20 protein-coding genes are annotated in these 25,744 nt (G+C 62.5%); 9 read left to right on the forward strand and 11 right to left on the reverse strand.

All coding sequences use genetic code 11. The features are described from left to right. Positions 1 to 528 precede the first annotated feature (528 nt). The 3 genes from M2432_RS07690 (at position 529) to M2432_RS07700 (ending at position 3,661) form a co-directional block, all read left to right on the forward strand. Positions 529 to 1,689, forward strand: coding sequence for an alpha/beta hydrolase-fold protein (locus tag M2432_RS07690; RefSeq protein WP_280826198.1), 1,161 nt, complete (start codon positions 529 to 531; stop codon positions 1,687 to 1,689). A gap of 174 nt (positions 1,690 to 1,863) precedes the next feature. After that, a complete protein-coding gene (locus tag M2432_RS07695) occupies positions 1,864 to 2,298 on the forward strand; it encodes a cellulose-binding domain-containing protein (protein ID WP_280826199.1) in 435 nt (144 codons plus the stop codon). Between the two features lie 400 nt (positions 2,299 to 2,698). Continuing rightward, a complete protein-coding gene (locus M2432_RS07700; protein ID WP_280826200.1) occupies positions 2,699 to 3,661 on the forward strand; it encodes a zinc-dependent alcohol dehydrogenase family protein in 963 nt (320 codons plus the stop codon). Positions 3,662 to 3,676: 15 nt separating this feature from the next. On the opposite strand, the gene M2432_RS07705 is transcribed toward M2432_RS07700, so the two are convergent. After that, complete coding sequence (locus M2432_RS07705; RefSeq protein ID WP_280826201.1) at positions 3,677 to 5,176, reverse strand: DHA2 family efflux MFS transporter permease subunit; 1,500 nt, start codon at positions 5,174 to 5,176, stop codon at positions 3,677 to 3,679. A gap of 360 nt (positions 5,177 to 5,536) precedes the next feature. On the opposite strand from M2432_RS07705, the gene M2432_RS07710 reads away from it, so the two are divergent. Beyond that, positions 5,537 to 6,430 carry a phenylalanine 4-monooxygenase gene (locus tag M2432_RS07710; protein ID WP_280826499.1) on the forward strand — a complete coding sequence of 298 codons (894 nt, stop codon included), beginning with the start codon at positions 5,537 to 5,539 and terminating at the stop codon, positions 6,428 to 6,430. 18 nt (positions 6,431 to 6,448) lie between these two features. Here M2432_RS07710 and fahA read toward each other — a convergent pair whose 3' ends face one another. The 4 genes from fahA to M2432_RS07730 all read right to left on the reverse strand — a co-directional run bounded on the left by fahA (position 6,449) and on the right by M2432_RS07730 (position 11,152). Next, positions 6,449 to 7,780: a fumarylacetoacetase gene (fahA, locus tag M2432_RS07715; protein ID WP_280826202.1), complete on the reverse strand. Its 1,332-nt coding sequence runs from the start codon at positions 7,778 to 7,780 to the stop codon at positions 6,449 to 6,451. Further along, on the reverse strand, positions 7,777 to 9,090 hold the full coding sequence (hmgA, locus tag M2432_RS07720) for a homogentisate 1,2-dioxygenase (RefSeq protein ID WP_280826203.1): 1,314 nt from the start codon (positions 9,088 to 9,090) through the stop codon (positions 7,777 to 7,779). Before hmgA ends, fahA begins: the two co-directional genes overlap by 4 nt. Then, entirely contained in the window at positions 9,090 to 10,307 is a 1,218-nt protein-coding gene (gene hppD / locus M2432_RS07725) for a 4-hydroxyphenylpyruvate dioxygenase (RefSeq protein WP_280826204.1), read from the reverse strand. The genes hmgA and hppD overlap by 1 nt, the downstream gene beginning before the upstream one ends. Before the next feature lie 110 nt (positions 10,308 to 10,417). Further along, a complete protein-coding gene (locus M2432_RS07730) occupies positions 10,418 to 11,152 on the reverse strand; it encodes an IclR family transcriptional regulator (RefSeq protein ID WP_280826205.1) in 735 nt (244 codons plus the stop codon). A 93-nt stretch (positions 11,153 to 11,245) separates the two neighbouring features. Here M2432_RS07730 and M2432_RS07735 point away from each other — a divergent pair, with 93 nt between their 5' ends. Together M2432_RS07735 and M2432_RS07740 are read left to right on the forward strand one after the other, a co-directional pair. Beyond that, entirely contained in the window at positions 11,246 to 12,202 is a 957-nt protein-coding gene (locus tag M2432_RS07735; RefSeq protein ID WP_280826206.1) for a TauD/TfdA family dioxygenase, read from the forward strand. Between the two features lie 210 nt (positions 12,203 to 12,412). Next, positions 12,413 to 13,021, forward strand: a complete 609-nt coding sequence (locus M2432_RS07740) for a hypothetical protein (RefSeq protein ID WP_280826207.1) — start codon at positions 12,413 to 12,415, stop codon at positions 13,019 to 13,021. A gap of 719 nt (positions 13,022 to 13,740) precedes the next feature. Here M2432_RS07740 and M2432_RS07745 read toward each other — a convergent pair. Further along, positions 13,741 to 14,586 carry a class I SAM-dependent methyltransferase gene (locus tag M2432_RS07745; protein WP_280826208.1) on the reverse strand — a complete coding sequence of 282 codons (846 nt, stop codon included), beginning with the start codon at positions 14,584 to 14,586 and terminating at the stop codon, positions 13,741 to 13,743. A gap of 810 nt (positions 14,587 to 15,396) precedes the next feature. Between M2432_RS07745 and M2432_RS07750 the strand changes: the two genes are divergently transcribed. Continuing rightward, positions 15,397 to 16,056, forward strand: a complete 660-nt coding sequence (locus M2432_RS07750) for a hypothetical protein (RefSeq protein ID WP_280826209.1) — start codon at positions 15,397 to 15,399, stop codon at positions 16,054 to 16,056. A 357-nt stretch (positions 16,057 to 16,413) separates the two neighbouring features. Here the strand turns inward: M2432_RS07750 and M2432_RS07755 are convergent, their stop codons facing one another. Further along, the gene (locus M2432_RS07755; RefSeq protein WP_348536302.1) at positions 16,414 to 16,806 is read right to left on the reverse strand and encodes a MarR family transcriptional regulator; all 393 of its coding nucleotides are present in this window, start codon (positions 16,804 to 16,806) and stop codon (positions 16,414 to 16,416) included. Positions 16,807 to 16,875: 69 nt separating this feature from the next. After that, positions 16,876 to 17,637, reverse strand: a complete 762-nt coding sequence (locus tag M2432_RS07760; RefSeq protein ID WP_280826211.1) for an alpha/beta hydrolase — start codon at positions 17,635 to 17,637, stop codon at positions 16,876 to 16,878. 921 nt (positions 17,638 to 18,558) lie between these two features. Here M2432_RS07760 and M2432_RS07765 point away from each other — a divergent pair. Next, a complete protein-coding gene (locus M2432_RS07765; RefSeq protein WP_280826212.1) occupies positions 18,559 to 19,284 on the forward strand; it encodes a hypothetical protein in 726 nt (241 codons plus the stop codon). Positions 19,285 to 19,581: 297 nt separating this feature from the next. Here M2432_RS07765 and M2432_RS07770 read toward each other — a convergent pair whose 3' ends face one another. Continuing rightward, positions 19,582 to 21,267 carry a GMC family oxidoreductase N-terminal domain-containing protein gene (locus tag M2432_RS07770; protein WP_280826213.1) on the reverse strand — a complete coding sequence of 562 codons (1,686 nt, stop codon included), beginning with the start codon at positions 21,265 to 21,267 and terminating at the stop codon, positions 19,582 to 19,584. A 470-nt stretch (positions 21,268 to 21,737) separates the two neighbouring features. On the opposite strand from M2432_RS07770, the gene M2432_RS07775 reads away from it, so the two are divergent. Further along, the gene (locus tag M2432_RS07775; RefSeq protein WP_280826214.1) at positions 21,738 to 22,712 is read left to right on the forward strand and encodes an MBL fold metallo-hydrolase; all 975 of its coding nucleotides are present in this window, start codon (positions 21,738 to 21,740) and stop codon (positions 22,710 to 22,712) included. 178 nt (positions 22,713 to 22,890) lie between these two features. Here M2432_RS07775 and M2432_RS07780 read toward each other — a convergent pair whose 3' ends face one another. Then, complete coding sequence (locus M2432_RS07780; protein ID WP_280826215.1) at positions 22,891 to 23,358, reverse strand: nitroreductase/quinone reductase family protein; 468 nt, start codon at positions 23,356 to 23,358, stop codon at positions 22,891 to 22,893. Between the two features lie 259 nt (positions 23,359 to 23,617). Continuing rightward, on the reverse strand, positions 23,618 to 25,057 hold the full coding sequence (locus M2432_RS07785; RefSeq protein ID WP_280826216.1) for an MFS transporter: 1,440 nt from the start codon (positions 25,055 to 25,057) through the stop codon (positions 23,618 to 23,620). Positions 25,058 to 25,744: the final 687 nt, after the last annotated feature.

Below are 25,744 nucleotides of genomic sequence, written 5' to 3' on the forward strand. Positions count from 1 at the left end.
CGTCGTCGGTCAACACAATCGGAACTGCCGCAGGACCACGAGTCGCCATGGCCCACCATAACAAACGAGACCGAATTAACGACTCAGGACACTAGTGTCAACCCACCGTATTTGAGCTCGCGGTTTTCGTCCGGTGCTGAATGGTGGGTCGGCTATGAACGTCAGTCCTGGATCATCAACTCCCGATGCGGACGGGGATGCCACGGATCGGCCGGGTGATTCGCAGGTGTTGTCCAGGTTTCATTCGCCTAATTTACATCTGATACGTCCAAGATCTGGGCCGTGACGCTGTCGGGGAGCTTGATACGGGCTGATCTTCCCGGTTATGCGAAAAATAACCCGCTATATAGCGGGCCTTGGCTCGTCAGCGGATGGCTGCCGGTCACTATTCAGATCGTGGCGGCGATTGTGCTGTTTGCGGGCATCGGTCGCCGATCAGTCGGCTGGTTCACGGTCTGGTTGCCCAGCGCGGCTGCCATTGGCGCAGCAGGGGGATGGGGGGTTTATTGGTACGTCACATCCCAGGGGATGGCAGACAATCCGCCGCCACTGATGCTGTGGGTTTGGACCGGGCTGGCGGCGGCCGCGCTTGTCGTGGCGATAGGCGGCTGGGCCAGTACCGGTTGGGGACGACGGGCGATCACGGTGCTGGCGGTCCCAATGTGTCTGCTCGCGGCCGCTGTGGTACTCAATCAATGGATCGACTACTACGACACGGTGAAGCTTGCATGGGCGGCGCTAACCGCCGGCCCCTTGCCTGACGAAACCGATATGGCCACTGTGCAGGCATTGAAAGGCAAGGGCGTCACCCAAACTGGACGGGTTGTGCCCATTGACATTTCCTCGGATATTTCCGGCTTTCATCACCGAACCGAGTATGTGTATCTGCCGCCGGTGTGGTTTTCCGCTCCGTCACCGCCCGGGCTTCCGGTGGTGGTGATGATCTCGGGGGCGTGGTCGACACCCGCCGACTGGGTGCGTCTGGGTAACGTCGCCGTCAAGATGGACAGCTTCGCGGCTGCCCACGGCGGGGCCGCACCGATCCTGCTCTTCCCCGACACGGGCGGAAGGTTCAACAACGACACCGAATGCGTCAACGGGCCGCGGGGGAATGTCGCTGATCACATAACGAAAGAGCTGGTGCCTTACGTCGTTTCGCAGTTCGGCGCGAGTTCGCATCCGGATAACTGGGGAGTGGTCGGGTGGTCGATGGGCGGGACCTGCGCTGTGAATCTCACGGTCACGCACCCGGAACTCTTCCATACGTTCGTTGACATCGCGGGTGACCTCACCCCGAATGCAGGCACGAAAGAGCAGACGGTGCAACGTCTCTACGGCGGTAACGAACAGCAATGGGCGACGTTCGACACTCTGACCTCGATGCACACGCATGCCCCGTATCACGACGCCGCCGGATGGTTCGACGTCTCGTCTACGGCAAAAATCAGGCCGGGGCAGAGTCAGCTGACGGGTCCGTTGGCGGCCAAGCAGTTGTGCACGGTTGGTACGTCAGTGGGGATCACGTGCGCTGTGGTGACACGAACCGGCAATCACGACTGGGCGTATGCACAGACCGCGTTTGCCCAGGCGTTCCCGTGGATTGCTGGGCAACTAGGCACGCCCGGTATTCCCCGAACGTCGTTGCCCGGCCAATCGCTGCCTGCGAATGCGTCACCACCGCATAACTAACGTATCTCGGTTCGTGGGGCTACATTCGATCCGTCGTATCTTTGTCTTTGCTCATGCGGTCGTTCACGGGGATCGAGGCCAAAATTTCGTGATGGTTGCAGTTGAGCAAAGGTACAGCAGCTTACCCGCGGCGCGAGGACCGATGTCGCCCGTTTGGCCTTAGTGTTGCCAGCTATGGCCGGACTGAGCATTTGGGTGAAGCGCTGGCGCACAGCGCTTCACGCAACCATGTCGGCATTAGTGGTTGCTACGCCTGCACTCGCAATTACCCCGGTGACTCATGCGGCTGCGGCTGCGGCAACGTTGTCGGTGTCGCATGCGTGGCAGACGGGTTTCATCGCCCACTTCACCATCGTCAATTCGAGCGCAGTGCCGATGACCGATTGGCGGCTTGATTTCGACTTGCCTGCGGGGGAATCCGTCTCGCACACGTGGAATAGCACCCTTACCCAATCCGGCACGCACTACGTTCTCACCCCCGCGAATTGGAATCGCACCATCGCGCCTGGTGGTTCAGCCACAGGTGGTCTGCGAGGCGTACTGTCCGGTTCTGGTTCCTACTTACCACCGTCAAACTGTGTGCTGAACGGTCAATATCTTTGCACCTAGCGGCGACTGCGTAGTGAAGCAGGACTGCTCCGAGTTCAGCCAAACACCAGCGGTATAGCGACTGGACCGCAAACCGGGTCTATGACACACGAATCTGCCTATGGCACAACGTGATACGGCGTGCCGCTCAACGTGTGCGGGCGGCGATAGCCTCAGCGCGGCGAGTCCATCGCAGGGTCGGGCTCTGGAACGGCTTGGGTGGCAGCCAAACACGAGGGGCATCACCGGTCGCACGTGCGAGCAAGAGTGGTCATGGCTGTCCCTCGTAGTACCAGGATCAATAGGGCGTGCCAGCTGGGTTCCAAGCTGGAATTCATATTGGCGGCAAAGCGCTTCAGTACTGCGAATCCGTTGGGCAACAGCGCACAGCGGCCTGACCCTCCGACGGAGAGGACTTGATATGCGCGCCATCCAAATTGAACGATTCGGTGACCCACAGGTGCTTCATGTCGTCGACATCGAGGAGCCGCCGCCGCCGGGCCCACATGAGGTGCTGGTGAGCGTTGAGTTCTCGCCGTTGAACAAACACGATCTACTGGTTGTCGGCGGCATGCTGGGACAACCCGCTCTGCCTCACATACCCGGCGCAGAGGGCGTCGCCCGCGTGCTGGCTACTGGTGCCGAGGTCGACGGGCTTGAGGTCGGCGACCTGGTCGTGCTTCCGCTGTATTCCGGTGCGTGGCGTGAGCGGCTCGTCGTGCCCGCCGACAGCCTGTTCGCACTCCCCGCCGGCGACATCGAGCAGTACTCGATGCTGGGCAGCAACCCCCCGACAGCAGGGTTGATGCTCAGTGAATACGCCTCCCTGCAGCCCGGTGACTGGGTGGTTCAGAACGCGGCGAACTCCGGCGTCGGGCGGTCACTGATCGCGCTAGCCAAACTTCGTGGGCTGAAGACCATCAACCTGGCCCGCGACGAAACCACGTTCGCCGAGCTCACCGCAGCTGGGGGCGACGTGGTCCATGCCGATGACCCCAATGCGGTGGGCGACATTCGAGGAATGATCGGCGACGCGCGAGTGACGCTGGCAGTGGACAGCGTCGGTGGTCCAGCGGCGGCGAGGCTGGTCGAATTGCTTTCCGACCGTGGACAGTTGGTCAGCTATTCCTGGGCCAGTGGCGAGCCTATGTGGATCGACACCGCGGCACTGGTCGGCAGACACCTCACGGTCCACGGATTCTTTGTCGGCGACTTCGACTACCGCGACAAGGTGGTGCCTGTCATTCGTGAGGCGGCACCGCTGGTGGCCGACGGCTCCCTCGTTGTCCCGGTGGCCGGCGTGTACCCCCTCGAAGATATCCAGGAAGCGGTGTCGCATCAGCTCCGTGGCGGCAAGATCCTGCTGAAAGTGGCGGGGCGATGAAGGCAGCCGAAGCGATCACTCAGGGTTGATGCGTTCGTGGGCCGGGACTTCGGCGAGTGCACAATGAAAATGGCTGCTTGCGGGCGCCGCGGTCGGTGTGCGGGCGAGCAGGTCATTGGAGATCGACACGAATGCGAGCAATCCTCCGGCGATGGCGAGACCGGCCGAGATCAGCATCGCGGTGTGAAAGCCGGCGGTTAGCGCCGAGGGGGATTGGAAGGCGTCGCCCGTCAGCCCCGCAATCGGCGGCAATAGTGCGACGGCCAAGAGGCCGCCGGTACGCGCCACTGCGTTGTTGACAGCCGAGGCCACGCCGGCGTGGCGTTCGTCCGCGGCTGCCAAGGTGGCTGCGGTGACGGGCGCGACCGTTGCAGCCAACCCGAGGCCGAAGACGACCACGGCGGGGAACACGGTGGTGGCGTAGTCCGCGCCCGGTCCGATTCGCGTCATCAGAACCATGCCGGCCGCCACGAGCAGCGGTCCAACCGTCAGCGGCAGGCGGGGGCCGATGCGCTGCGCGAGCGCGCCCGACGCAGACGAGAGTGCCAGCATGATGGCCGTTACCGGCAGAGAAGCTGCGCCGGCGGCGACGGGGGAGTAGCCCAGGGCGTTTTGCAGGACGACCGCCAGCAGGAAAAACACCCCGCCGAGTGCTGTGTAGACGACAAAGGTCACCACGTTGGCGCTGGTGAACTGCCGCGAGGAGAAAATATCGAGTGGCAACATCGGGTGCGCGGTGCGCTTTTCGATGAGCACAAATGCGACGATCGCAATCCCGCCCAGCACCGCGGCTGCCAAGACCACCGCTGAGTTCCAACCTCGGTTTGGCCCTTCCACGATGGCGTAGGTCGCACCAGCGAGACCCACCGTGGCTGACGTTGCTCCGGCGTAGTCGAGTCGGCCGGAGGCCGACAGGTCGCGGCTCTCGGGCACGTGGCGCACTGCGAGCCAGGCGACCAGGCAGCCGAGCGGCACGTTGATGAGGAAAATCGCGCGCCAACTGACCGCTTGCACAAGGTATCCGCCGAACAGCGGTCCGATTGCTGCGGCGACTCCGCCGAGCGCCGACCATGCGCCGATCGCCTTTCCTCGGTCGGTGGGCATGAAGGTGGCCTGGATGATGGCGAGGCTGCCCGGTGTCAACAGCGCCCCGCCGATACCTTGCAAAGCCCGTGCGGCGACTAGTATTTCGACGCTGGGGGCCGCCGCACACATGGCCGACGCCACCGAGAACCAGACGACGCCGACGACGAATACGCGCCTGTGGCCCACCCGGTCGCCCAGACTGCCCGACAGCAGTATCAACGCCGCGAGCGTCACCGAATAGGCACTGACAACCAGTTGCAGCCCACCCGCCTGAGTATTCAGATCTCGACCGATTGTCGGCAGCGCTACGTTGACCACCGTCGCATCGAGTTGTGCTATCCCGGAGCCCAGTACCGTTGCGGCGAGGACCCAGCGCCCGGCGGCGCTGCCGAAGCGAACGCCGGAGGGTGCGGACTCCCCGCCGCTCATGTACGACGCAACGATTGATTCGCGAACATTTGTGCTCCCCATCGAATCGCTGCCGTGCTTTGAATGACCGCCCAGAGGCGTTCCAAGCCTAGTGCGCGACGTTACGCGCTTTCGCCGAAGCCACATCGTTTCCGGGCTTCCGGGCAAAGGGATTGCGCTATTGCGACGTTCGCCGATTTGTTCATCACGTGGGAGCGCACGGGACACGACTCGTGCTTACTCGTCGATCAGCCCAGGACGCATATCCTGGTTCATAGGACCACAAGTCCTGCCCAGATGGCCGTCGCAATGACACCCAAAGCGACGGCCAGCCATGAACGACGCCGCTCTGTGCGACGCCCGGACATCCGGGAGGCAGCGATGTTCGAAGAAGCGCAGCTCTATGCGCCCGTGACGCGCTCGGCAGATGGTGTCACCGTTCACCTGGCTGCCGATCACCCGGGCGCGGTGGACCCGGAATACCGAGCCCGCCGCAACGCGATAGCTGCGCTCGCCATGGATTGGCAACCCGGCACACCACCACCCATCGCGACCTACACCGACGCCGAGCAAGAGGTTTGGCGCATCGCTTGCGCCGAGCTTCACAAATTGCACCAGCGCCTGGCCTGCGCCACGTACCTGGAGGGCCGGGAGCGACTCCAACTTCGCGAGGACCAGATTCCACAACTCGTCGAGGTCAACGAGATGCTCAGACCGCTCACCGGCTTTCAGTACGTTCCGGCGGCCGGACTGGTACCGCTGCGCGAGTTCTACGGACTTCTGGCATACGGAATCTTCCACTCCACGCAGTACATCCGGCACCACTCCGTGCCGCTCTACACGCCAGAGCCCGATCTGATCCACGAGGTGGTCGGCCACGGCAATTGTCTGGCGCACGATCGTTTCGCGACTCTGTACCGGTTGGCCGGACAGGCTGCTCGGCGGGTGAAAACGACTGAGGCGCTTGAATTCGTGTCGAAGGTGTTCTGGTTCTCCTTGGAATTCGGTGTGGTCCGTGAGCATGGGGAAGTGCGCACCTACGGTGCAGGCCTGCTTTCGTCGTACGGCGAGATCCAACAGATTGAACATGCCGACCTGCGGCCGCTGGACATTGCGAGAATGGGTGTTCAAACCTACGACATCACGCACTACCAGCCAGTACTATTCTGCGCCAAGGGATTTGACGAGATCGAAGACGTTATTGGCACGTTCTTCGCCGACGTTGACGACGACATGGTGGAGCGCCTGACGCATGACGCTTCGGCACGAGCGTAAGGAAGCCCGTAATCGCTACTAGCCAGATGACGGGTAGGTGATCGCTGGTTGTACGACGGCAACGCACTGGCCGAATCCGATGGTCGCTGCACCCGGGTGATGGGCCTTGGCAGTCAGGATGACTTCGTCACCGTCTTCGAGAAACGTACGGGTTTCGCCGTTGGGCAGTGTGATTGGGACCTTGCCGCCATGGCTGAGCTCCATCAGGCTGGCTTCGGAGCCCGCGGTGGGGCCGGAGATGGTGCCGGTGCCGAGCAAGTCGCCGGGTTGGAGGTCGCATCCGTTGCTGGTGTGGTGCGTGATCATTTGCGCCACACTCCAGTACAAGTGGCGGCTGGACGAGCACGAGATCAGGTGCGGCGTCTCGCCGTCGTTGCGCATCTGCGCCGTGCTGATAAGCACGTGCAGTTCAACGTCGAGTCCACCGTGGGCGCGGTGCAGGGGACTGTCGAGGTACGGCAGGGGATCGGGGTCTTCCTCGGGCCGATCAACCGGAATCCGAAACGGCGCCAAAGCTTCTGGAGTGATCACCCAGGGGGAGATCGTGGTGCCGAAGCTCTTGGCCAGGAAGGGACCCAGAGGCTGGTATTCCCAGGCTTGCACGTCGCGGGCAGACCAGTCGTTGAGCAGGCAGTAACCGGCGATGTGGGATTCGGCCTGATCGAGACTCAACGGCTCGCCGAGACGATTCTCCGGGCCGATCCACACGCCGAGCTCCAGCTCGAAATCCATTCGCCGGGTTGGTGCCAGTACAGGTGCCAGCGCATCGCCGGCCTTCAGTTGGCCGTGCGGGCGGGTGACCGGGGTACCGCTGACACGCACGCTGGAGGCACGTCCGTGATAGCCGATCGGAATCCATTTGTAGTTGGGCAGCAGGGGGTCGTTCGGCCGGAACAGTGCGCCGATATTGCGGGCATGGTGGATGCCGACATAGAAGTCGGTGTAGTCACCGATCCGGGCGGGCAGCAGAACGTCGACCTCCGACAGTTGGGTGAGAAGGCCGGCAACGGTCTGATGGTGCTGTGCCCCCTCGACGAGCAGCGAATGCAGTGTCCTGCGAAGAGCGACTCGCGGACCAGATCCCAAGGAGAACAACGAATTAAGCGTTCCGTGCGCGGCCGCTTCGGCCGCCGCTTGCGCGTCGCCGGTGAGTAACCCGGATGCGGCGAGCCCTCGCAGGTCCAGGACCGCGTCACCGATACGGACGACGCCGTGCGGTTCGCCGGCGACACCGGCTACCACACCAAACGGCAGATTTTGCAAGGGAAAGTCGCCGGCATCGGCAGAGGTAACCCAACTGCGTAGGCGGGGATCATGCGTGAAATCCAGGGCAGCCGTTGGCAAGGTCACGGCTTGTCCGGGTGGAAGCGCTTGGTCAGACCGCTCCAGCAGTCTGCGTAGTCCTGCTGCCGCTGTGGAAGATTCGCAGCGTAGGCGCTGACTTTTTGCGGGAACCGGGTTTCGAACATGAAGGCCAGGGTGTTTTCCTGTTTCACCGGTTTCAGTTCTTCGGCGCTTGCCGCTTGGAATGCGTTGGCGTCGGGGCCGTGTGGGGTCATGGAGTTGTGCAGGCTGAAGCCGCCGGGAACGAAGCCATCTGGTTTGGCGTCGTAGACACCGTGCACAAGTCCCATGAATTCGCTCATGACGTTCATGTGGTACCACGGTGGCCTGAAGGTGTCTTCGGCGACCATCCACCGTTCGGGGAAGCACACAAAGTCGACGTTGGCGGTTCCCGGTGTCTCGCTGGGCGAGGTGAGCACGGTGAAGATGGACGGGTCGGCATGATCGAAGAGCACTGGGCCCACGGGGGAGAAGCGCCGCATGTCGTACTTGTACGGTGCGTAATTTCCGTGCCAGGCAACAACATCCAGGGGTGAATGGCCCAGTTCGGCCTGCCACAGCGTACCACCCCACTTCACGTACATCGTGGACGGGACTTCGCGATCTTCGTAATTCGCGACCGGGGTAAGGAAGTCACGCGAATTGGCCAGGCAGTTGGCGCCGATCGGGCCGCGCTCGGGGAGAGCGAAAGAGCCGCCGTAGTTTTCGCACAGGTAGCCACGGGCCGGACCGTCGGGTACTTCGACGCGCAGTTTCACTCCACGCGGGATGACGACAATCTCGCTGGGTTCGGCGTCGATGATCCCGAACTCGGTCCAGAACCGAACGTTGCCCTGCTCCAGCACAAACAGCATCTCGGCGTCGCCGTTGTAGAAGTAGGCGTCCACCATCGACGACGTGATGCAATAGATGCTGCAGGCAAATCCGGTGCGGGTCGCGACGTCGCCTCCGGTTGTGATGGTGCGCACGCCGGTGATGAATGTGGTTTCTTCAACTGTGGGATTCGGCATCGGCAAGGGGTTCCAACGCATTTGGGCGATCGGGACTGGCGGTGCGTCGTCGGGGGCAGAGCGCCAGTACGCGACCTCGTCGGCGTGGACGGGTGTGAAGCGGCCCCAATGAGCCACGCTCGGCCGAATCCGGTACAGCCACGACCGTTTATTGCTGGCGCGAGGAGCGGTGAACGGCGAACCGCTGAGCTGCTCGGCGTAGAGGCCGTAGGCGCACTGTTGCGGGGAGTTGCGACCCACGGGCAATCCGCCGGGCAGCGCCTCGCTTTCGAAGCCGTTGCCAAAGCCGGACTGGTAATCGGTCATCACAGGTTCCCGCGCTTTTCCTGCTCGCGCTCGATCGACTCGAACAGGGCCTTGAAGTTCCCCTTACCGAAACCCAGCGAGCCATGACGCTCGATGAGCTCGAAGAAAACCGTCGGCCGATCACCCAACGGCTTGGTGAAGATCTGCAGCAGATAGCCGTCCTCGTCACGGTCGACCAGGATGCCGCGCTGTTGCAGTTCCTCCACAGGTACGCGCACCTCGCCGATACGGGCACGCAGCTCCGGGTCCTCGTAGTAGGCATCGGGGGTGTCGAGGAATTGCACGCCCGCCCTGCGTAATTCGTCGACGCTACTCAGGATGTCGTTGGTTGCCAGCGCCAGATGCTGAACGCCGGGCCCGCGGTAGAACTCCAGGTACTCATCGATCTGAGACTTGCGTTTGGCGACCGCCGGTTCGTTGAGCGGAAACTTCACCCGGTGGTTGCCGTTGGCGACAACCTTCGACATCAGCGCTGAGTAGTCGGTGGCAATGTCATCGCCGATGAACTCGGCCAGGTTCACAAACCCCATGACGCGGTTGTAGAAACCGACCCACTCGTCCATCTTGCCGAGCTCGACATTTCCGACGACGTGATCCAAAGCCTGGAACAGACGCGGGGGAGCACCATCACGTTTGACGTGGCCGCTCGTCGCCGGCTCGTAGCCTGGCAGGTAGGGACCACCGTACCGGGTACCCGCGACCTCCCGCTGCACCAACGTATGCCGCGTTTGCCCGTAGGTCGCGATGGCCGCTACCCGCACGGTGCCGTGCTCATCAGACACGTTGTGCGGTGCTTCAAGGACCGTGGCGCCGGCTCGCTTGGCCTGCGCGATGCACTTGTCGACGTCGGGCACCTCCAACGAGATGTCGAGAACGCCGTCACCGTGGTTGGCGTGGTGAGTCACCAGCGGGCTGTCGGGGCTCACCGCGCCCTTGAGGACGAACCGTACGGAGCCCGAGCGCAGCACGAACGCCTTGTGGTCGCGATTGCCGTTCTCCGGTCCGCAGTATGCGATTAGTTCCATGCCCCAAGTGGATTGGAAGTAACTGGCCGCCTCGGTGGCATTGCCGACCACGAAAACAATGGAATCCCAGCCGGTTACGGGGAAGGGGTCGCTACTCGGGTCGTAATCCACCAGGCCCACCAGCTGCTTGAGCTGGTTGACATCGAGCCGGGCCTGCATCTCCTGGTCGGTCAGGGCGCTCGGATTCGTCATGTAGACATTCTTCTCCGTTTCGCGTTATGCCGACATCACGATTACGCGGCGACTTCGTCATGAGCGAGCACACCGCGATTCACGCCGATCTGACATTCGCAGTAACCGCTTCACGCTTTGGCTGGCTGCGGAGCGCCGCGCGAGAGCAGATTCGCTGCCTGGCACACCATCTCGGCCAAGCGTGGGTGGCTGTCGACTGGCATGCGTTCGGTCGGCCCGCTGATCGCCACCACGCCGATCGGGCGACCGTCGACTTCGAACACCGGCGCAGCGATTGTCATGGACGGAGCGTTCACTTCGCTGCTCGCGGCATAACCGCGGGCACGGCACGCATCGAGGAGCGCCAGGAACTCGGCGTCAGGCTGCCCGCCGAGTAGTTCGGTCTGCCGTTCAATGCTCAAGAAGGGCAACAGTATTCGGCCGGTGGCGCTTTCGCGCGCGGGGACAGTCGTACCGATGCGCGGCGCCATCCGCAGTGCCTGCCGACTCTCTGCCACCTGCGACACCACCAGTTGTCGGCCGTCTGACTCGTTGAAGATCGCGGTCTCTCCGGTCTGTACTGCGAGTTGCTCGAGCGTCAGCTGGATGGTGTGGCGCAGATCCGATTTGGCGCGCGAACTGTGGGCGATGTTCAAAATGCGCGTGGTGGTTTCCCATCGCGTCATCTGCTCCACGCGCGCCTGGATCCAGCCCTGCTCCGAGAGCGTCACCAGCGCGCGCTGCACGGCGCTCTTATCGATATCCAGCATCCGAGACAGTTCCGCGACGCCGACAGGCTCGTTGGCGGCCACCGCTTCGAACACCGTCAGCACCCGCGCAGCCGTGGAACTGCTCTTGACGGCCATCCGCTCACCTCGCTAATGTTGAATAGTGATCTACTATATCAAATAGTGACACATAGTCAACCGATCGACTATCGGTCGGGAAGGAAACGGGCCATGTCATCCATCCACGTCAAACCGCTGCGCGACGACCTGTCGTTCGGTGCGCGGGTTACCGGTGTCACCCTTGCCACGCTTGAGCAGCGGGAAGTTCGTGACCGCCTCCGGCGGGTCTTTCAGGAACGCGGGATGATCCTGTTCGAAGGGGTCGAACCAGACGGCCAGCTGCAGGTGGAGATCAGCAAGGTGTTCGGACCACTGAAGGACCACCCGGTCCCGACCGTGCCGCGGGTGGGGGGAGTGCTGCATCCGGGCGTCATCGAAATCGGTCAGCCGCCGCGCGAGGGCAACATTGTGGAGATCGACGGCAAGGAAGTAACTTCTTGGCTGCCTTGGCATTTCGACCATTGCTACAACAACGAGTTGAATCTGGCGGGCGTGCTGCGCTGCGTGACCGGTGTCAGCGAGGGCGGCGAGACCGGATTCGCCGACGGTATCGGCCTCTACAAAATGCTCTCGCCGGAGTTACTGCGCCAGATCGAGGACCGCAACATCGTGTACAGCCTGAACCTGCGATTCGCTGAGATGCGCTTCGGCCTGGCCGATGGATTCCGTGAGATCCAGCCGCACGCGGGCCTGCAGCGGACAATCGATTACGGCAAGAAGCTACCGCGGGCTGTTCATCCCGCAGTGTGGACCCGCGATACCGGCGAGAAGGTCTTGCACATTTCGCCATGGATGGCCGAGGGGATCGAGGGCGACGAGACGCCCGAGGGTGACGAGTTGCTCGAAGCGGTGTGCAAGGAGATGCTCGCCCACATCACGCCGTACTTCCACAAATGGCGTCCCACAGACATGGTGATCTGGGACAACCTGAGGATGCTGCACGCCGTCAGTGGGCACGACCCGGACGAGCCGCGCATCATGCACCGCACCACGATTCGGGGCGACTACGGCCTGGGCTATTTCGAGGGGAATGTACAAGGCGAGAAGATCCTCGAGATGACGGTCTGAGCACAGCAACCACCGAGCGTCATGTCGGAATGCTGTTCAGGGTGTTGTGCGCCAAGCTCTGCTGCCAACTTCGTAAGGCGTCGTACGTTTGATCGGAGCTACAAAGACCGCGATCACGCGCGCCACTCATGTGGTTCGGTTATAGTCCCGGCCGGGGAGGGGGTCAGCCGCGACTTCACCTTCACCGCAGAAGACGCGAGAGGAAACCTCATGAGGACGATCGCATACCGCCACCCGGCAGTCGTCGGCCTGGCCGCCGTCGCGCTGATCATTGTGGGCTGCAGCAATGACAAGAGCGTTGACGCGTCGGCGCCGCCTCAGGTCGGTTTGATCGCCACGTCCACGCCTGTTACTCCGGCGTCGCCCGCCGACATGAAGCTCGTCGGGGACAGAGACGTCGAGGTGACGCTGACCGGCCCGATCGCTGCCAAGTACGCGTCGGCAACCCAGACTCAGAAGGACGCGCTCGGTAGGCCACTGACGGGTGACCACAACGCCGGAACCCGGGATAGCGGTGTCGTGTTCCAGCAGTTCCAGGGCGGCGTGATCGTCGCCAAGAACGGCGATGCGGGCACGTCGGCGTATATCACGTCGGGCAAGATCCGGGAGGCGTGGAATGTCCAACGCGACCCGGACGGTGTGCCTGCGGTCACCGGCAATAACGGTTCGGCAGGTCCGCTGGGCGTCCCCACCAGCGACGAGAACACGGTCGGCGATCAGCTCGTGTCGACCTTCGAGCACGGCAAGATCGCGTACAACGCGCAGACCGACCAGGTCGAGGTGACGGTCAATGGCAAGGTCGTGCCGTCCGGGCTGTAGACGGCGATGACCCGATTCGTGCCGAGGATGTGCGGCATTGCCTTCCGATGTTCGGAATTTCTGAGGGTCAGCGCCGAAGACAATTGTCGTAGCAGACTTGGTAATTGCCACGGTGATGCGCGCAGATTGCCCGGCATTCACCGATCGGGTTTGCACTCGCCACGGACGCGAAGGCGAGCCACGCGGCAATGAACAGCAGTACAACGCGCGTTGTGCGGATCATCTTCAAACCTCGTGAAGTCGGCCGGATTACGGTGTGGATGCTACGCAAGGCCGCTGAAGAAGCTGTAAACATTGGCTGGAAATCTCCCGACCTACCTGTGCGAATCGCGCGGACACCGACGCCAGAGGGGTGGTGTGGGCATCCGAAATCGATTGGCCCCCATAAGGTTTACGGGTAAGCGCGCCGTTGTCGATTCCGTCGTATTCGTCCTTCCCAACGCGATGGAAGATCTGCGAGGGGCAATTGTCAATACCTGTGGATCAGATCTTTTGAAGCAGCCTCCTGGGCGGTCGTGTCATCGGGGCGCTCGATTTGGTTGTCGTTCTCGAATTGGGCGCCGGCGCGATGAGCGCGACAAGGTGTGGCGCGTTAACGGTGCGCCAGCGGGCCTCGGCAACCTCGATCAGGTTGAATGCCATGTCGATTCCCGCACTTGTAAGCCGGCCTGACGCTACCTAGTCGGCGGCGGGCCCGGAGAGGGTTCGCGTACGTACTACTAGAAGCCGTAACGGACCACTACCGTGCCGACCATCCGCGACACGGTCGCGCTCGGTGCAGCGAGTCGGGCGGTCATCCGGATGAACAGCGGCAGCTCTGCGACCTCGGGGGCACGGGTGAGCAAGATCTCTTCGATGAGCTTGAGGCCACCCACGCAGCGTTCGGGTTCGCGAGGATCGTTGAAGCCGGGATTGACGACGCCGTCGGCAATGACGCGCAGACTGCGGGTGTGCTTGAGTGCCCAGATGGCGTAGGTGGTGTAGAGGTTGAATGCCAGCTCCCCGCTGGGAAAGTGGCCGCTGAGTCGGTTCAGCAAGGATATGAAGCCTTCCTCGGTGAGAAACGCGTTGAGGCCGTCGGCGACAATCACGGCCGGCCGGTCGGTGGGGATTTCGTCGAGCCAGTTCTGATCGGTGAGATCCGCGCCGATGCTGTGGGCGTTGGCGACACGTGGCAGCAGTTGTCGCCGTAGCGTGTCGACCACGGGGAAGTCGACGTCGTACCATCCGACCGTGGGAGGGGGGTCGACGCGGAACATTCTGCTGTCTAGGCCGGCGCCTAGATCCAGCACGATCGCATCCGGGTGCCGAACGACGAACCGGTGCACCACCGCGTCAAGTCTCTTGGCCCGCACGGCGATGTCGAAGACCTTGGACTTGGCGTCGAGGAGCTTTGTGTTCAGTGACGGGAACCTAGCGAGGTCGTAGCCGACGGTACTAAGGACCTCGTCGGCCATGGTGTCGCCGAGGAATGGGCGCGCCAGACGGCTGTCCAGCGCCCTGCCACCGAGTGTGAGAAATAGGCTCTCCTGCGCTGGCGTGAGCGCCGGGAGTGTGATGCTCATCGTGTTATTCCTCTTTCTGTTGTGGCTGATGCGCAGGACCTGGGTGTCATGGGTCGTCTGCGGGAGCGCGTTGTCGTATTCCTTCCTAGGGCTCACCGGTGTCGCTGTTGTCGCTTTGGTCGCAGGCGAGTCGAAATCTGCCAAACCGGGGGACCTTTCGGTGTCGACCGACTTATCCCAGGATCGCCCGCGCTGCGCGCTCTGCGATCAGCAGGACTGGCGCGTTGGTGTTTCCGGACGCGGCGATCAGGGTTTGCGCCGAGCCGATTGGCGAGCAGGCAGCCCGCACTGCCTGCTCCCACGATGATGAAGTCGAATTCAGCGACTGGACTCATTCCCGCATCGGTCCTCCAGGCGTCGGATGCGTGTCTTAGTGTGCGCGATGACCGCCCGGTTCGTGCACATTCCCGCACGTGCTGTCGCGGTTCACCGTGTCGTCGGCGGCTGTTTGGTCAACTGCTTACCGGGCCTGTCCGATGGTGCGGATCAGGTGCTGGCGACCAGAGCGGATCTTGGTCCGCTCACCGGACCACACGCTTGCGAGAAACTGGCCGATCGATGTGGACTAGGACGTCTCGCGCCAAGAATTATCAAATTGCAGGACCAACGGTGCAGGCTCAGAACGGAGAACCGAAAGGCTTTCGCGGGCAATGACGCAACCTACGCACGCATCCGCATATAAGTGGCCACGAAAGAATGTTGCGGAAGTTCATCTTGCTAAGGAGCAACCTTGCCCCACGAGGGTCACTTCAATCGCGATCGCGACGTAGCTCAAACGTTTTAACTGACGTCTTTTCAGGAAGTGGTTTCATGCCCGATAAAGCTGCAGGCGAGACTGCTGCCCCGCAGGTTTCACCCGATAATCCCTGCCCGTTCCTGCGCGCGCTGGTCGCCAACAACTATGTCGGCGGCCATACCGTGCCGCTACCCGAACTGAGCGAGACGATCGACCGCGCAACCGGCAAGACCGGACTGCCGGCGTTCGTTACGCGCGTGCAGATCTTCATGGTTGCATCGATCGCGAACGGGCTCGGTCCGTTCAGTCAGCTGCGCAGCCTGACGGAGGGGGCCATCCTCGACCATTTGCGCAACGGCCCGCTCGACAAGCACGGCGCCGGCTCGCGCATCCTCGACCAGGATGGCGTGGTGCATGAGGACGAGATCGACCGTCTGGCGACCTTCGGCAAGGACTGTGCGAGCCCCGACGGTGGCACCGAGCGCGGGCTGACCGAGTCCGAGGTCAAGACCTTCATGGCCGCTAACTTTCAGCGCGCGGAGGATGACCACGCCTGGTTCTACCGGATCCGGCGCTGGTATTACCCACGGCTGATGCGCGGCGAGTGGCCGGTGCTGCTCGAGGTCATGGGCAAGGGCGAAGGCGAGGACCGCTATCTCAGCGTCACCGAGGTCAAGACGCTGTTCGTCGAGCGGCGGTTTCCGGACCGGATCGTTGCGCTCCTGAAGCGCTGAGCGGTCGGCGCTACGCGGCGGCGCGCTTCGGCAAAATGCGCCGTCCGCGACTGGTTCAGTCAAGACCGCCAGGTCGACGTGTCGCGCGCATGGCCAGGCAAGTAGCCGTAGTCGTCGACGCCGCGAGAGTGTCCCGCAGGGGCTGCGGGTGGAAAGGCTTGGGCGCCAGGCGAAAACGAAGGGAGCAGCGGTGGGCGTTACAGGCAGGGAAGGTGATTCAGCTGATGAACACGGCGGGTTTTGACTGGTAAACCGCCGTATTCGATTCCGCCGTATTCCTGCCCATGCGATCGCTGTGGAAACGTGGGCACTGGGCGAAGTCGATGCGCTGGAATCGCTTGTTTGGCCGGGTCTGAACTAGGGAGCGACGCGTCGCTGGAGGGCCTCTCCGGCGGGCAGCCCGTTGATGAAGTTCCCCAGGACAGCTCGGCACGCCTCAAGATCGGTCGAGTCGACCGTCGTCTCGATTGCCGTGTGCAGTTGGTCTTCGATCTCGCGAACCCTGGGGAGCAGGGCTCGAGCGGCGGGGGTGAGTTTGATCCAGCGGGCGCGATCATCATCGGGTGATGGCTCGGTGGTTAGCAGACCGGCCGACACCATCCGGTTGACCAGGCGGCTGGGATGCTCGCCCTCGCACACCAATAGCAGTCCCAGCTCCCGGATGGTCAATGGTTCGCGTTCGTCGAGCACGCTGATCGTTTCGGCCCATGCCGGCGTGAGCCCGAGCGGCTTGAGCGCCGCGGCGAACATTCGATTGCCCTCCCGCTGAGCGGCCAGGACTAGGTACCGCAGATGTTCGCCAGCTCTCACCGGCGTAGCTTATCGACCGCCGTCGCCGCTACGCGCCAACGGCGTGGCCTTGATTGCGTCCTCGATGAACTCGGCGATGGTGCGCCCATACAGGTCGGGGTGGGTGAAACGGAACATGTGGCCCGTGTTCGGCAGGACCACCTCACGGGATCCGGGAATGCCGGCGAGCATGTCTTTGGCGGCGTCTTCACCCACGAGCTTGTCGTCTTGCGGTGTGACGAGCAGAGTCGGGACGTTGACCCGGTCCAGCCGGTCACGGATGTCGAAGTTGACGACGGAGGTGACCCGCGCGGTGTAGCTGCGCCGGGGGGTGTTCTCGATGAACAGCCGCCGATAGTCGTTCTGGGCGAGAGGGATTTCGCCGGAGGCATCGAACTTCGAGGCCAGCTGGAAGGCGTGGAACCGCAGCGTGCCCTGACGGTAGAGCGGGCCGCCTGCAAAATGTGAAGCCCGGGAGGCGATTCCCTTCCAACGGGGCAGCGGATTAGCCGCAAAGCCGCCGGACAACACCAACGCAACCAGGCCCGCGGGCCGGCGGGTGGCAAGCGTCAGGGCGATCACTGCGCCGAAGGAATCTCCCACCAGCACATAGGAGTCAAGGTCGGCGACCTGCGCGGCGACGAAGTCGGCGTAGGCCTCAACATCGTTGAGCCCTTCGGGCAACCGCATGGTCAGGACCTTGTGCCCGGCGAACGGCTTGAGTTGGCGACCGTCCCACGGTGCTCCTGAGAAGCAGGGAATGGTCACAATGGTGGGTTCGGTGGTGGTCATAGTCGTTTCCTTGCCTGTCGGTCGGACACTTTTGTAGATGTATGCTACAACATATATGTTGTGGCATACATCGTCAACGGGTGTTGCGCGTATACCGCCGGAACGCCCGGGCTATGGCGCTACCGGGTTGTATTGGGCGTTCCCTGGTGGCCGAGTTGGTCATGGCTCATCGATTCATTCGATGCGTTATTCGTGCCGTATGGCCGGCGTGAGGCACCGTCGAAATACTTTGGCGCGCAACTGGTTATGCTTGACGCGGTGCGGCTACCCGCGTTGCTGTTGTGAATCGGCTTGCGCTGCAATGCCATTCGAAATGCTACGTACTGGCAGCAGGTGTTTCCGACTACCCGGGGTGCTCGGGCCCATTCACGGACGGTGGGTGGTGCGTAGAACCATCGCTGTTCGTCGCCCGGCCCTGCTGGTGCGTCCGCGACAGTTTCGGGCGCGATAGCGGTGCCGCCCGGGATGTCCTGAGCTGAGCGTCTCTGTCGCGTTCGGCACGCACAACAACGTGGTCTTTTGGCAAACTGGCAGCCAGTCGTCGATGACGCGTGCACAAGGTGCCGCTCGTCGATCCTGTACGGCGGTTTTGCCAGATTCCGGATGTTCCAATACAGTGCACGGCTAATTACTACTACCCAGTAGTGCCAGGCTAAGTGATACGCATCACATCGCGGCAAATCGGGTGGTGGTTGCGCCGAAGTGAAGTGTCGGCGTCGGGTTAAGTCTGGCGTCGCCGAAGCTGTGACGCACCTAGCAAATTTTTTGCTGGCGCGCAGCTGGTCCGGTCGGTGTTTGGTCGACGCATAGCGGCCAGTGCGCAGTCCAACCCTGTTTGTGGGCGCCGAGAGGCGGGGTTGGACGGGATCCGTGTGCGACCGACGGATCCACAAGTTCAAATCCATAGAAGAGAGCACCACCATGCCGAAAGTCGATCGACTGATCGAGACGTTCGGAAAACAGAAACAAGTAAAGAAGATCATCACCACCTTTCTCGTTGTTACCGGCCTGGGTGGTGTCACTGTGATTTCTCCACCGATGCACCGGCATGCAGCGGTCGCAGTCGAGCAACGGCCGGGTGACCCGGTAACCAACGCGGCCGCAGGTGGGCAACGATCGGTGGACAACGCTGTAACCAACGCGGCGGCCGTAGTCACCGTCCGCCCACCAGTGACTGTGACCAAGGACTCCAGCCCGCAGGACATCGTCAAAGCCATCGTGAGCCAGGGTCAGGCCGCCAGGCTGAGCGAAGATCAGATCAAGACCGTCATCGCCACTGCGAAAATCGAGTCCACATTCCGCCCGACCGTCTCCGGTGGTGTGCAAGCCTATGGGAGCTCGGGGGCCGCGGCTGATGAGGTCATCGGCCTGTTTCAGGAGAAAGCTAGTTTCGGCACGGTCGCTGACCGTCAGGACCCGAACAAGTCGATCGCCCGGTTCATCGCCCGGTTCAGTGAGGCGTTCAAGAAGTACGGCATCGGCAGCGACAGTGTGCTGGCGGCCACGCTGGCGCAGAACCCGCAACTGTTCAGGTACCGCGGCGGCGGGGTCGGAACTGACTACTACAACACAGTCAAGGCAGCAATGAGCGCGGCCGCGGACTTGTACAGCCAGGCCGCCAGCGCCACACTGCCGTCACCCGCCTAACCGCTGGACTTTAGGGCCGGCTCACTCGGAGCCAGGATCACTCGAGTTTTCGACCGCAGCCGACACTCAAATGCGCTTAGTGAGCGGCGGAAGGCGGGGTCTTCGATGCGGGATATGTGGTCGTCGGCACCGCGGCACGCGCGGTATCTACATATCTTGCAGATAACCCATTAACTACTGGTAACCCGCCGTAGTCGTCCTCAAGGAGGCGCGGACGAGCGGTCGCGCGACGCGGGGGAGCGGCTTCTGTGCCGCCGCCGGCCGCGTAAGCACATCGATGTCTCGGTGTTAAGCGCCTTATCCCAGGATCGCCCGCGCTGCGCGCTCCGCGATGAGCATGACCGGCGCGTTGGTGTTGCCGGAAGTAATCGTGGGCATAGCCGAAGCATCAACCACTCGAAGGCCGGCGACGCGATACACGCGGCAGTCGGTATCGAGCACTGTGGCGGCTGACCGCGGAACACCTTGTGTGTCAAAGGCTCCCATCGCGCACGTGCCCACCGGGTGGAAGATAGTTGTGCCCAGTTCACGTGCCGCCTGCTGCAGGTCTTCGTCGCTCACCAGGTGCGGACCGGGAAGCAACTCTTCCGGGCCGTAGCGGGCCAGGGACGGCGCCGCCATGATCTGCCGGGTCATCCGGAGGCCGGTCACGGCGGTCTGTCGATCAGCGTCAGTCGACAGGTAATTGCAGGAAATCTTCGGGTTGGTCAGTGGATCTGAATCGGCCATGCGCACGTGGCCACGCGAGCTGGGCCGCAAATTGCAGACCGAGGGAGTGACCGCTCCGAAGGGGTGCAGGGGATCGCCGAACTTCGGCAACGACAAGGGCTGCACATGCCATTCCAAATCGGGACTGCCTACCGCGGGGTCGCTCTTGGCGAAAGCCCCCATGGTGGAAGGCGGCATGGTCATGGGCCCCGATCGCATCAGCAGGTACTGAAGTCCCATGCCCGCACGGGTGATCCAATTCCGGTACAGCGTATTGACCGTCGGGGCGCCCTCGATGCGGTAGACCGTTCGAAGCTGCAAGTGGTCCTGGAGGTTTTCACCCACTCCTGGCAGATCGACGGCCACCGGCACTTGATGCTGGGTGAGGAGCCCGGCTGGTCCCAGACCCGAGACCTGCATGAGATGCGGCGAACCAATCGAGCCGGCGCTCAGGATCAACTCTCGGCGGGCACGGACGTCGACGGTTTGGCCGTCTTTGAGCAGCCGCAGGCCCGTGGCGCGTTGCTGCGCCGTGGTCCAGGCACCGCGACGCTGATCCTCGCGGATCTGATCGTCCATCAGAATTCGTAAGGCCTGCGTCTGTGTGTAGACGGTGAGATTGGGTCGGTGGGCGACGGGATGCAAGAAAGCATCAGCCATCGACCAGCGACGGCCACGCCGTTGGTTGACGTGGAAGTACGCACTGCCGGCGTTGTCGCCTCGATTGAACTCATCGATCGGGGCAATGCCCACCTCGGCAGCGGCGGCCTGCCAGGCGTCCAAGATCTTCCAGCGCACGCGTGGTCGCTCGACGCGGATCTCACCTCCGGCACCGTGCCAGTCGTCGGCTCCGCCGAAGTAGTCTTCCAGCTCTTTGTAGATCGCCAGGGTCTCGCCTGGGCTGTCCAAGCCACCCCAAAGCCAGCGGCCGTCACCGGTGGCTTGCGCCCATTGGTCGTAGTCGCTGACCTGACCGCGCATGTGGATCATGGCGTTGATCGATGAGCAGCCGCCGATCACGCGGCCGCGAGCGTAGTGAATGCTGCGGCCAGCCAGGCCTGGGTCGGCCTCGGTTGTGAAGCACCAGTCGGTGCGGGGGTTGGCAATGGTGTACAGATACCCCACCGGCACCTTGATCCAGAACCAGTTGTCCTCGCCGCCAGCCTCAATCAAGAGCACACGGTAGTCAGGGTTTGCGCTGAGCCGATTGGCGAGCAGACAGCCCGCACTGCCTGCTCCCACGATGATGAAGTCGAATTCAGCGACAGGGCTCATTCCGCATCGGTCCTCCAGGCGTCGGATGCGTGTCTTAGTGTGCGCGATGACCGCCCGGTTCGTTGCACATTCCCGCACGTGCTATCGCGGTTCACCGTGTCGTCTGTGGCCATTCGGTCAACTGCTCACCGGCCTGTCCGATGGCGCTGAACCGACGATCGCACGTGCACGATAACTTGGTCGGGGGAGACTAAACCCTCGTGGTGTGTAGTGGTCGCGAACTGGACGCGAGGATGCCCGTATCGCGTCGTGAAAGTCGTTGGGGCACATGACGCTCATCCGGCGAAACGCAGCGTGCAGCCCGGCGATCGGTTGGTTTCTTTCTCAATTGCGGACCGACTTACCTGCCCGTGCCCACCAGACTAATATTCTTCGCAACTCCGTGAGTAGCGGGGCCATTGAGTTACCTGACACAACCCCAGCAGCGAAGGTTGCTGCACCGCAGCCTATTTGAGTCCGAGGAGGTCCACATGCCCACCGAATTGGTACTTCTTGGCACCGCGGGAGCGCCAATGCCCGTCGCTGGCCGCGCGGGTATCTCCTCAGCGCTCGTCGTCGACGAGCGAATCTTCGTCCTCGACTGCGGTCGCGGGTCACCATCGGCCTTCGTCGATGCCGGACTTGATTTCACCCGCTTGGAAGCGGTGCTCATCACCCACCTGCACGCCGACCACATTGGTGATTTGGCTGGGATGTTGCTATACCCATGGGGTATTCGCAAGGGCGACAACGGTCCGCTCCCGCCGATTCGCGTCTTCGGGCCGTCGCGACCCACCATGCTGCCAACAGGCGACGCTGCCTTCCATCGTGAGACGACCATCCACCCCGACCTACCGGTGCCCGGAACAATTGATCTGGTCGAGTACATCCTCGCCGGATACGCGTACCACCTGAACGTGATGCCGCTCGACGCCCGCATGCCGGACGCAGGCTCCCTTGTCGAAGCGATCGATCTCGTGGTCCCGCCGCCGAGCGCGGGCATCACCCAGGTACCTACTGTCGTCTTCGAGGACGCTGCCGTTCGTATCACGACTGTGGCTGTCACGCATGGCCATGCGGTTCCCGCGCTGGCTTATCGTTTCGATACCGCAGCAGGGTCCGTCGTATTCTCCGGCGATACCACGGTCAACGACGATCTGATTGCCCTTGCGCGCGGCGCCGATATTCTGGTGCATCAGGTCGTCGACCTCAACTACCTTGAGCAGCAAGGCTTTACCGGCGAGGCTCTTGAACGGATGGCCGGGCTGCACACTGATGTCAATGAGGTCGGCGGCGTCGCCGAACGCGCAGGAGTCAAGGAACTCATTCTCAACCACTACTTACCAGCCGAACCGGACGCAATCACCGACGCGCAATGGGCACAACGCGCAGGGGAGGGCTTCCATGGAGTAACCACCGCCGGTCGTGACGGGATGCGCAGACAGCTCACTGCGGCCACCCACTAGCTCTCACGAGGGACCTGTTGCAGCGCAGCAGAATAGAGAATACGGAGACCCTTACTGGTAACCCTCCATAGTCGGTTTCTGCCGTATTCGCCACACGCCGCACTATAAGTCCGTCGTCGAGGAGCAGCGGGTCCTAGCCGGCCTGAGTGGTTCTAGCCCGGTTCGCGTTGGCAAGGCGTCAAGAGACGCGAAAGACAGGGTAGTTCTCGACAATCGGCTCGAAGTCGCTCAACGGCGCGTCGGGACCGATCGGAAAGAACGGGCGGGCACCGGGCGCGAGTTCAAGGTATCTACGCAGGATCGCTGCACGAGTATTGGTGAAGTCCTCGATCAAAGACACGGGCTCTCGTCTCTTACGGTGCACCAACACTGCCTCACGGTCGGCACGCAGGTTGCGCACCCAGTTGGACTGCTGGCCGAGCATGGCCACCAGGTATCGCTCGCCGCCGTAGTCCGCCACCACCACGGGGAAGGAGACGATTCGGCCGGACTTCCGGCCTCGAACTTCGAGTGTGGCCGCGTAGCTGGGTCCGACACCGGCCGCTATGGCGGTGGCGCCCAACCGGTTTGCGATGCGGGCTGACCATCCGGGACGGCCACCGCGATACTGCCACCTCTGAAACGCGCCAACCGCGGAACGCAGCATGCGATCAGCGTAGCGAAGTCCGATGCCGCACAGTAGGTCTGAGGAGGAAAGAACCCAACTCCCGTTCTCTCTGATGAACACGGCGGCTTTACTGGTAACCCTCCGTATCCGATTCCGCCATGTTCCTCCACCGGCGAAGCCCAAAAAGGATCTGGGCGCAGCACGGGCGAGAACCGAGAGGTCCTATTTGTATGATGAATTTCGGTTCACGAGGCCGACGAGCAAAAGTCTGCCGGGGTCGACCAAGGAGCCCTTTTACCTACGTCGGGCGCGGTGCCCGCCGTGTCGCCGGCATCAGCATGAGCCCAGCTCCCAGCCACGAGAAGGCTGGCAGCCAGGGCAAGACCAGCACCAGACTGGGGACCTTGTCGAAGCCTCCCGCGACCAGTGCAATGCGCGCCATCGCTGCTACTGCCATGAGGGAGAACATGGCCCCGACTGCCTTCCCCTCAGCACCACCGTGGCCGATCGCGAGGGCAGCCGCAACTGCGCTCATCGTCACGCAGCCCCAGGCGCCGCCCGATATGAGTTGCGCGACGCCGAGCGAGACGACGTCGGGTGCCTTTGCCGCCGCCAACGCCGAAACGGCGGCGACCAGTGTTCCCAGCACCATGACTGGGATGCCGCCGAAATGCCTTGTGAGGAAAGACGCCGGCAGCATCAGCAGGCAGTAGCCGATCCAGAACAACGAAAGCAGGTGTGGAAGGTCAGTCGGCGGTGCGAATTTGAGGAAGAGTGGCTGCGCATTAATGAAGGAATGCGCCTGGAACCCGATCGCCAGCAGCAGAATCGCCACGAGGAACAAGGGGAAGGTGGCGGACCGGATTTCCCCACCGGCAGGTCTGGCAGTCGCGAAGGAGCGGGCAAGTGTCTTTTCCGCCCAGATGATCGAGAACGTAACCACGACAACTGATACGGCGGAGGCGGCAAACGTGATGCGCGGGTCGCAGGCCGTGATCCGCCCGGCGAGAAATGGCGCCAGCACGCTGGCGATACCGATGCCGAGCAAGAACAGCGATCCTATCCAGGGCTGCTGATCGAGCGGCGTGTAACGCCCGATCAGTTTCAGTGGCGGCGCGCGCAAGGCCGAGGAGGTAATCGACCAAATGATGATCAGAGTGACAAATGCTGGAGCGCCAAACGCCGTCGAGAACGGCAGGAGCAGGAACGCCAGGGTTGACACCGCCGTCACGGCCGCGACAATCTTGCCGGACCGACCCAGGATTTTGGCGACGTGGTCAGCGGCGAGGCCGGCCGCCAAGTCGCACAGCGCGAAGATCACTTGGTCGAGTACCAAAATCCATGGGACCACGCCGCGGCCGATCCCTGCTTGGGCAGCGAGTTGGGGCAAATACAGCACATAGATGACCCAGCTCAGTGTGAAGAAAAGTTGGATCAAGCCGAAAGAAAGCCCGACTCTGGTCGAAACCGCCCCCGGCATCGGGTATTTCTCCTCACGACTCTCTCCAGGCGAGGGCGCCACCGCAAAATCATATCGTGGGATCCCGGCATGGTTGAGGCTGTCTGATTTTTGCTGTTGGCAAAGCCAGGCGGCCTCCGTCGGCGCCGAGATGCGGGTCGGGTGCCGTCGACCAGCGATGGGTTCGCGGACTCCGGACAGAACCCTGTGGACGACGCTTACGATTCCGTGCAGGTCCTGTAGCTCGGTCTGTTGTTCGAACTGTTCGCGGCGCAGCACACTGACAACACGAGGATGGCGGACCGAAAGGTATCTGCCACAACGGAACTCGAAGCATTGAGCGGGGACCGGGAGCTGCTCGGGCGATGCTTCATCTAATCAAGGTGCAATATTGTTAACTGACATAATGTCACTTATCGGCGTTAGTCTGAACTCGGTAGACAGGCTCAGGCTGCGGGCGTAACGTTCCCGTCTTCGCGCTACGGCGGAGTCATTGTTTGGAGCGCCGATGCCCAACCATCATCCATCGCGCTCTTGGCGCGGGTGTGCCATGTGCAAGCCGCACAAGCGTCGTGGCGCTGGCCGGGCCGCCAAGGATCCGTTTGCAGCTCGCCGTCGTCTCGGACGTGTGCGCCGGTATTCGCGCCACTCTTTTGACCGCGATGACCTCTCTTGATGGTCCGCCGCTTCCTTGCAATACGTCACAGTGACGTATTGGCTGCAGCTAGCCCTGACGTCTGAATGTGGTTGCAACGAACGCCATTCCGCACTCAGCAGCCGACTGTGCGATTGGGTCCCCGATAGCACTCGTAGCTGAAGTCGACCAGTGGGTCCACCCCTTCTTTTGGCGCGCTCCCCCAATAACGCATCGCTCCTTCATTATTCGTCACTGTGACGAATAATGAAGGAGCGAGTGTGGGTTAGCTGCTCGCCAGCGCCCGTCTGTCTTTTCTGGACGAAACCGCT

The sequence above is a fragment of the Mycobacterium sp. OTB74 genome, assembly GCF_029892685.1.
Classification (GTDB): domain Bacteria; phylum Actinomycetota; class Actinomycetes; order Mycobacteriales; family Mycobacteriaceae; genus Mycobacterium.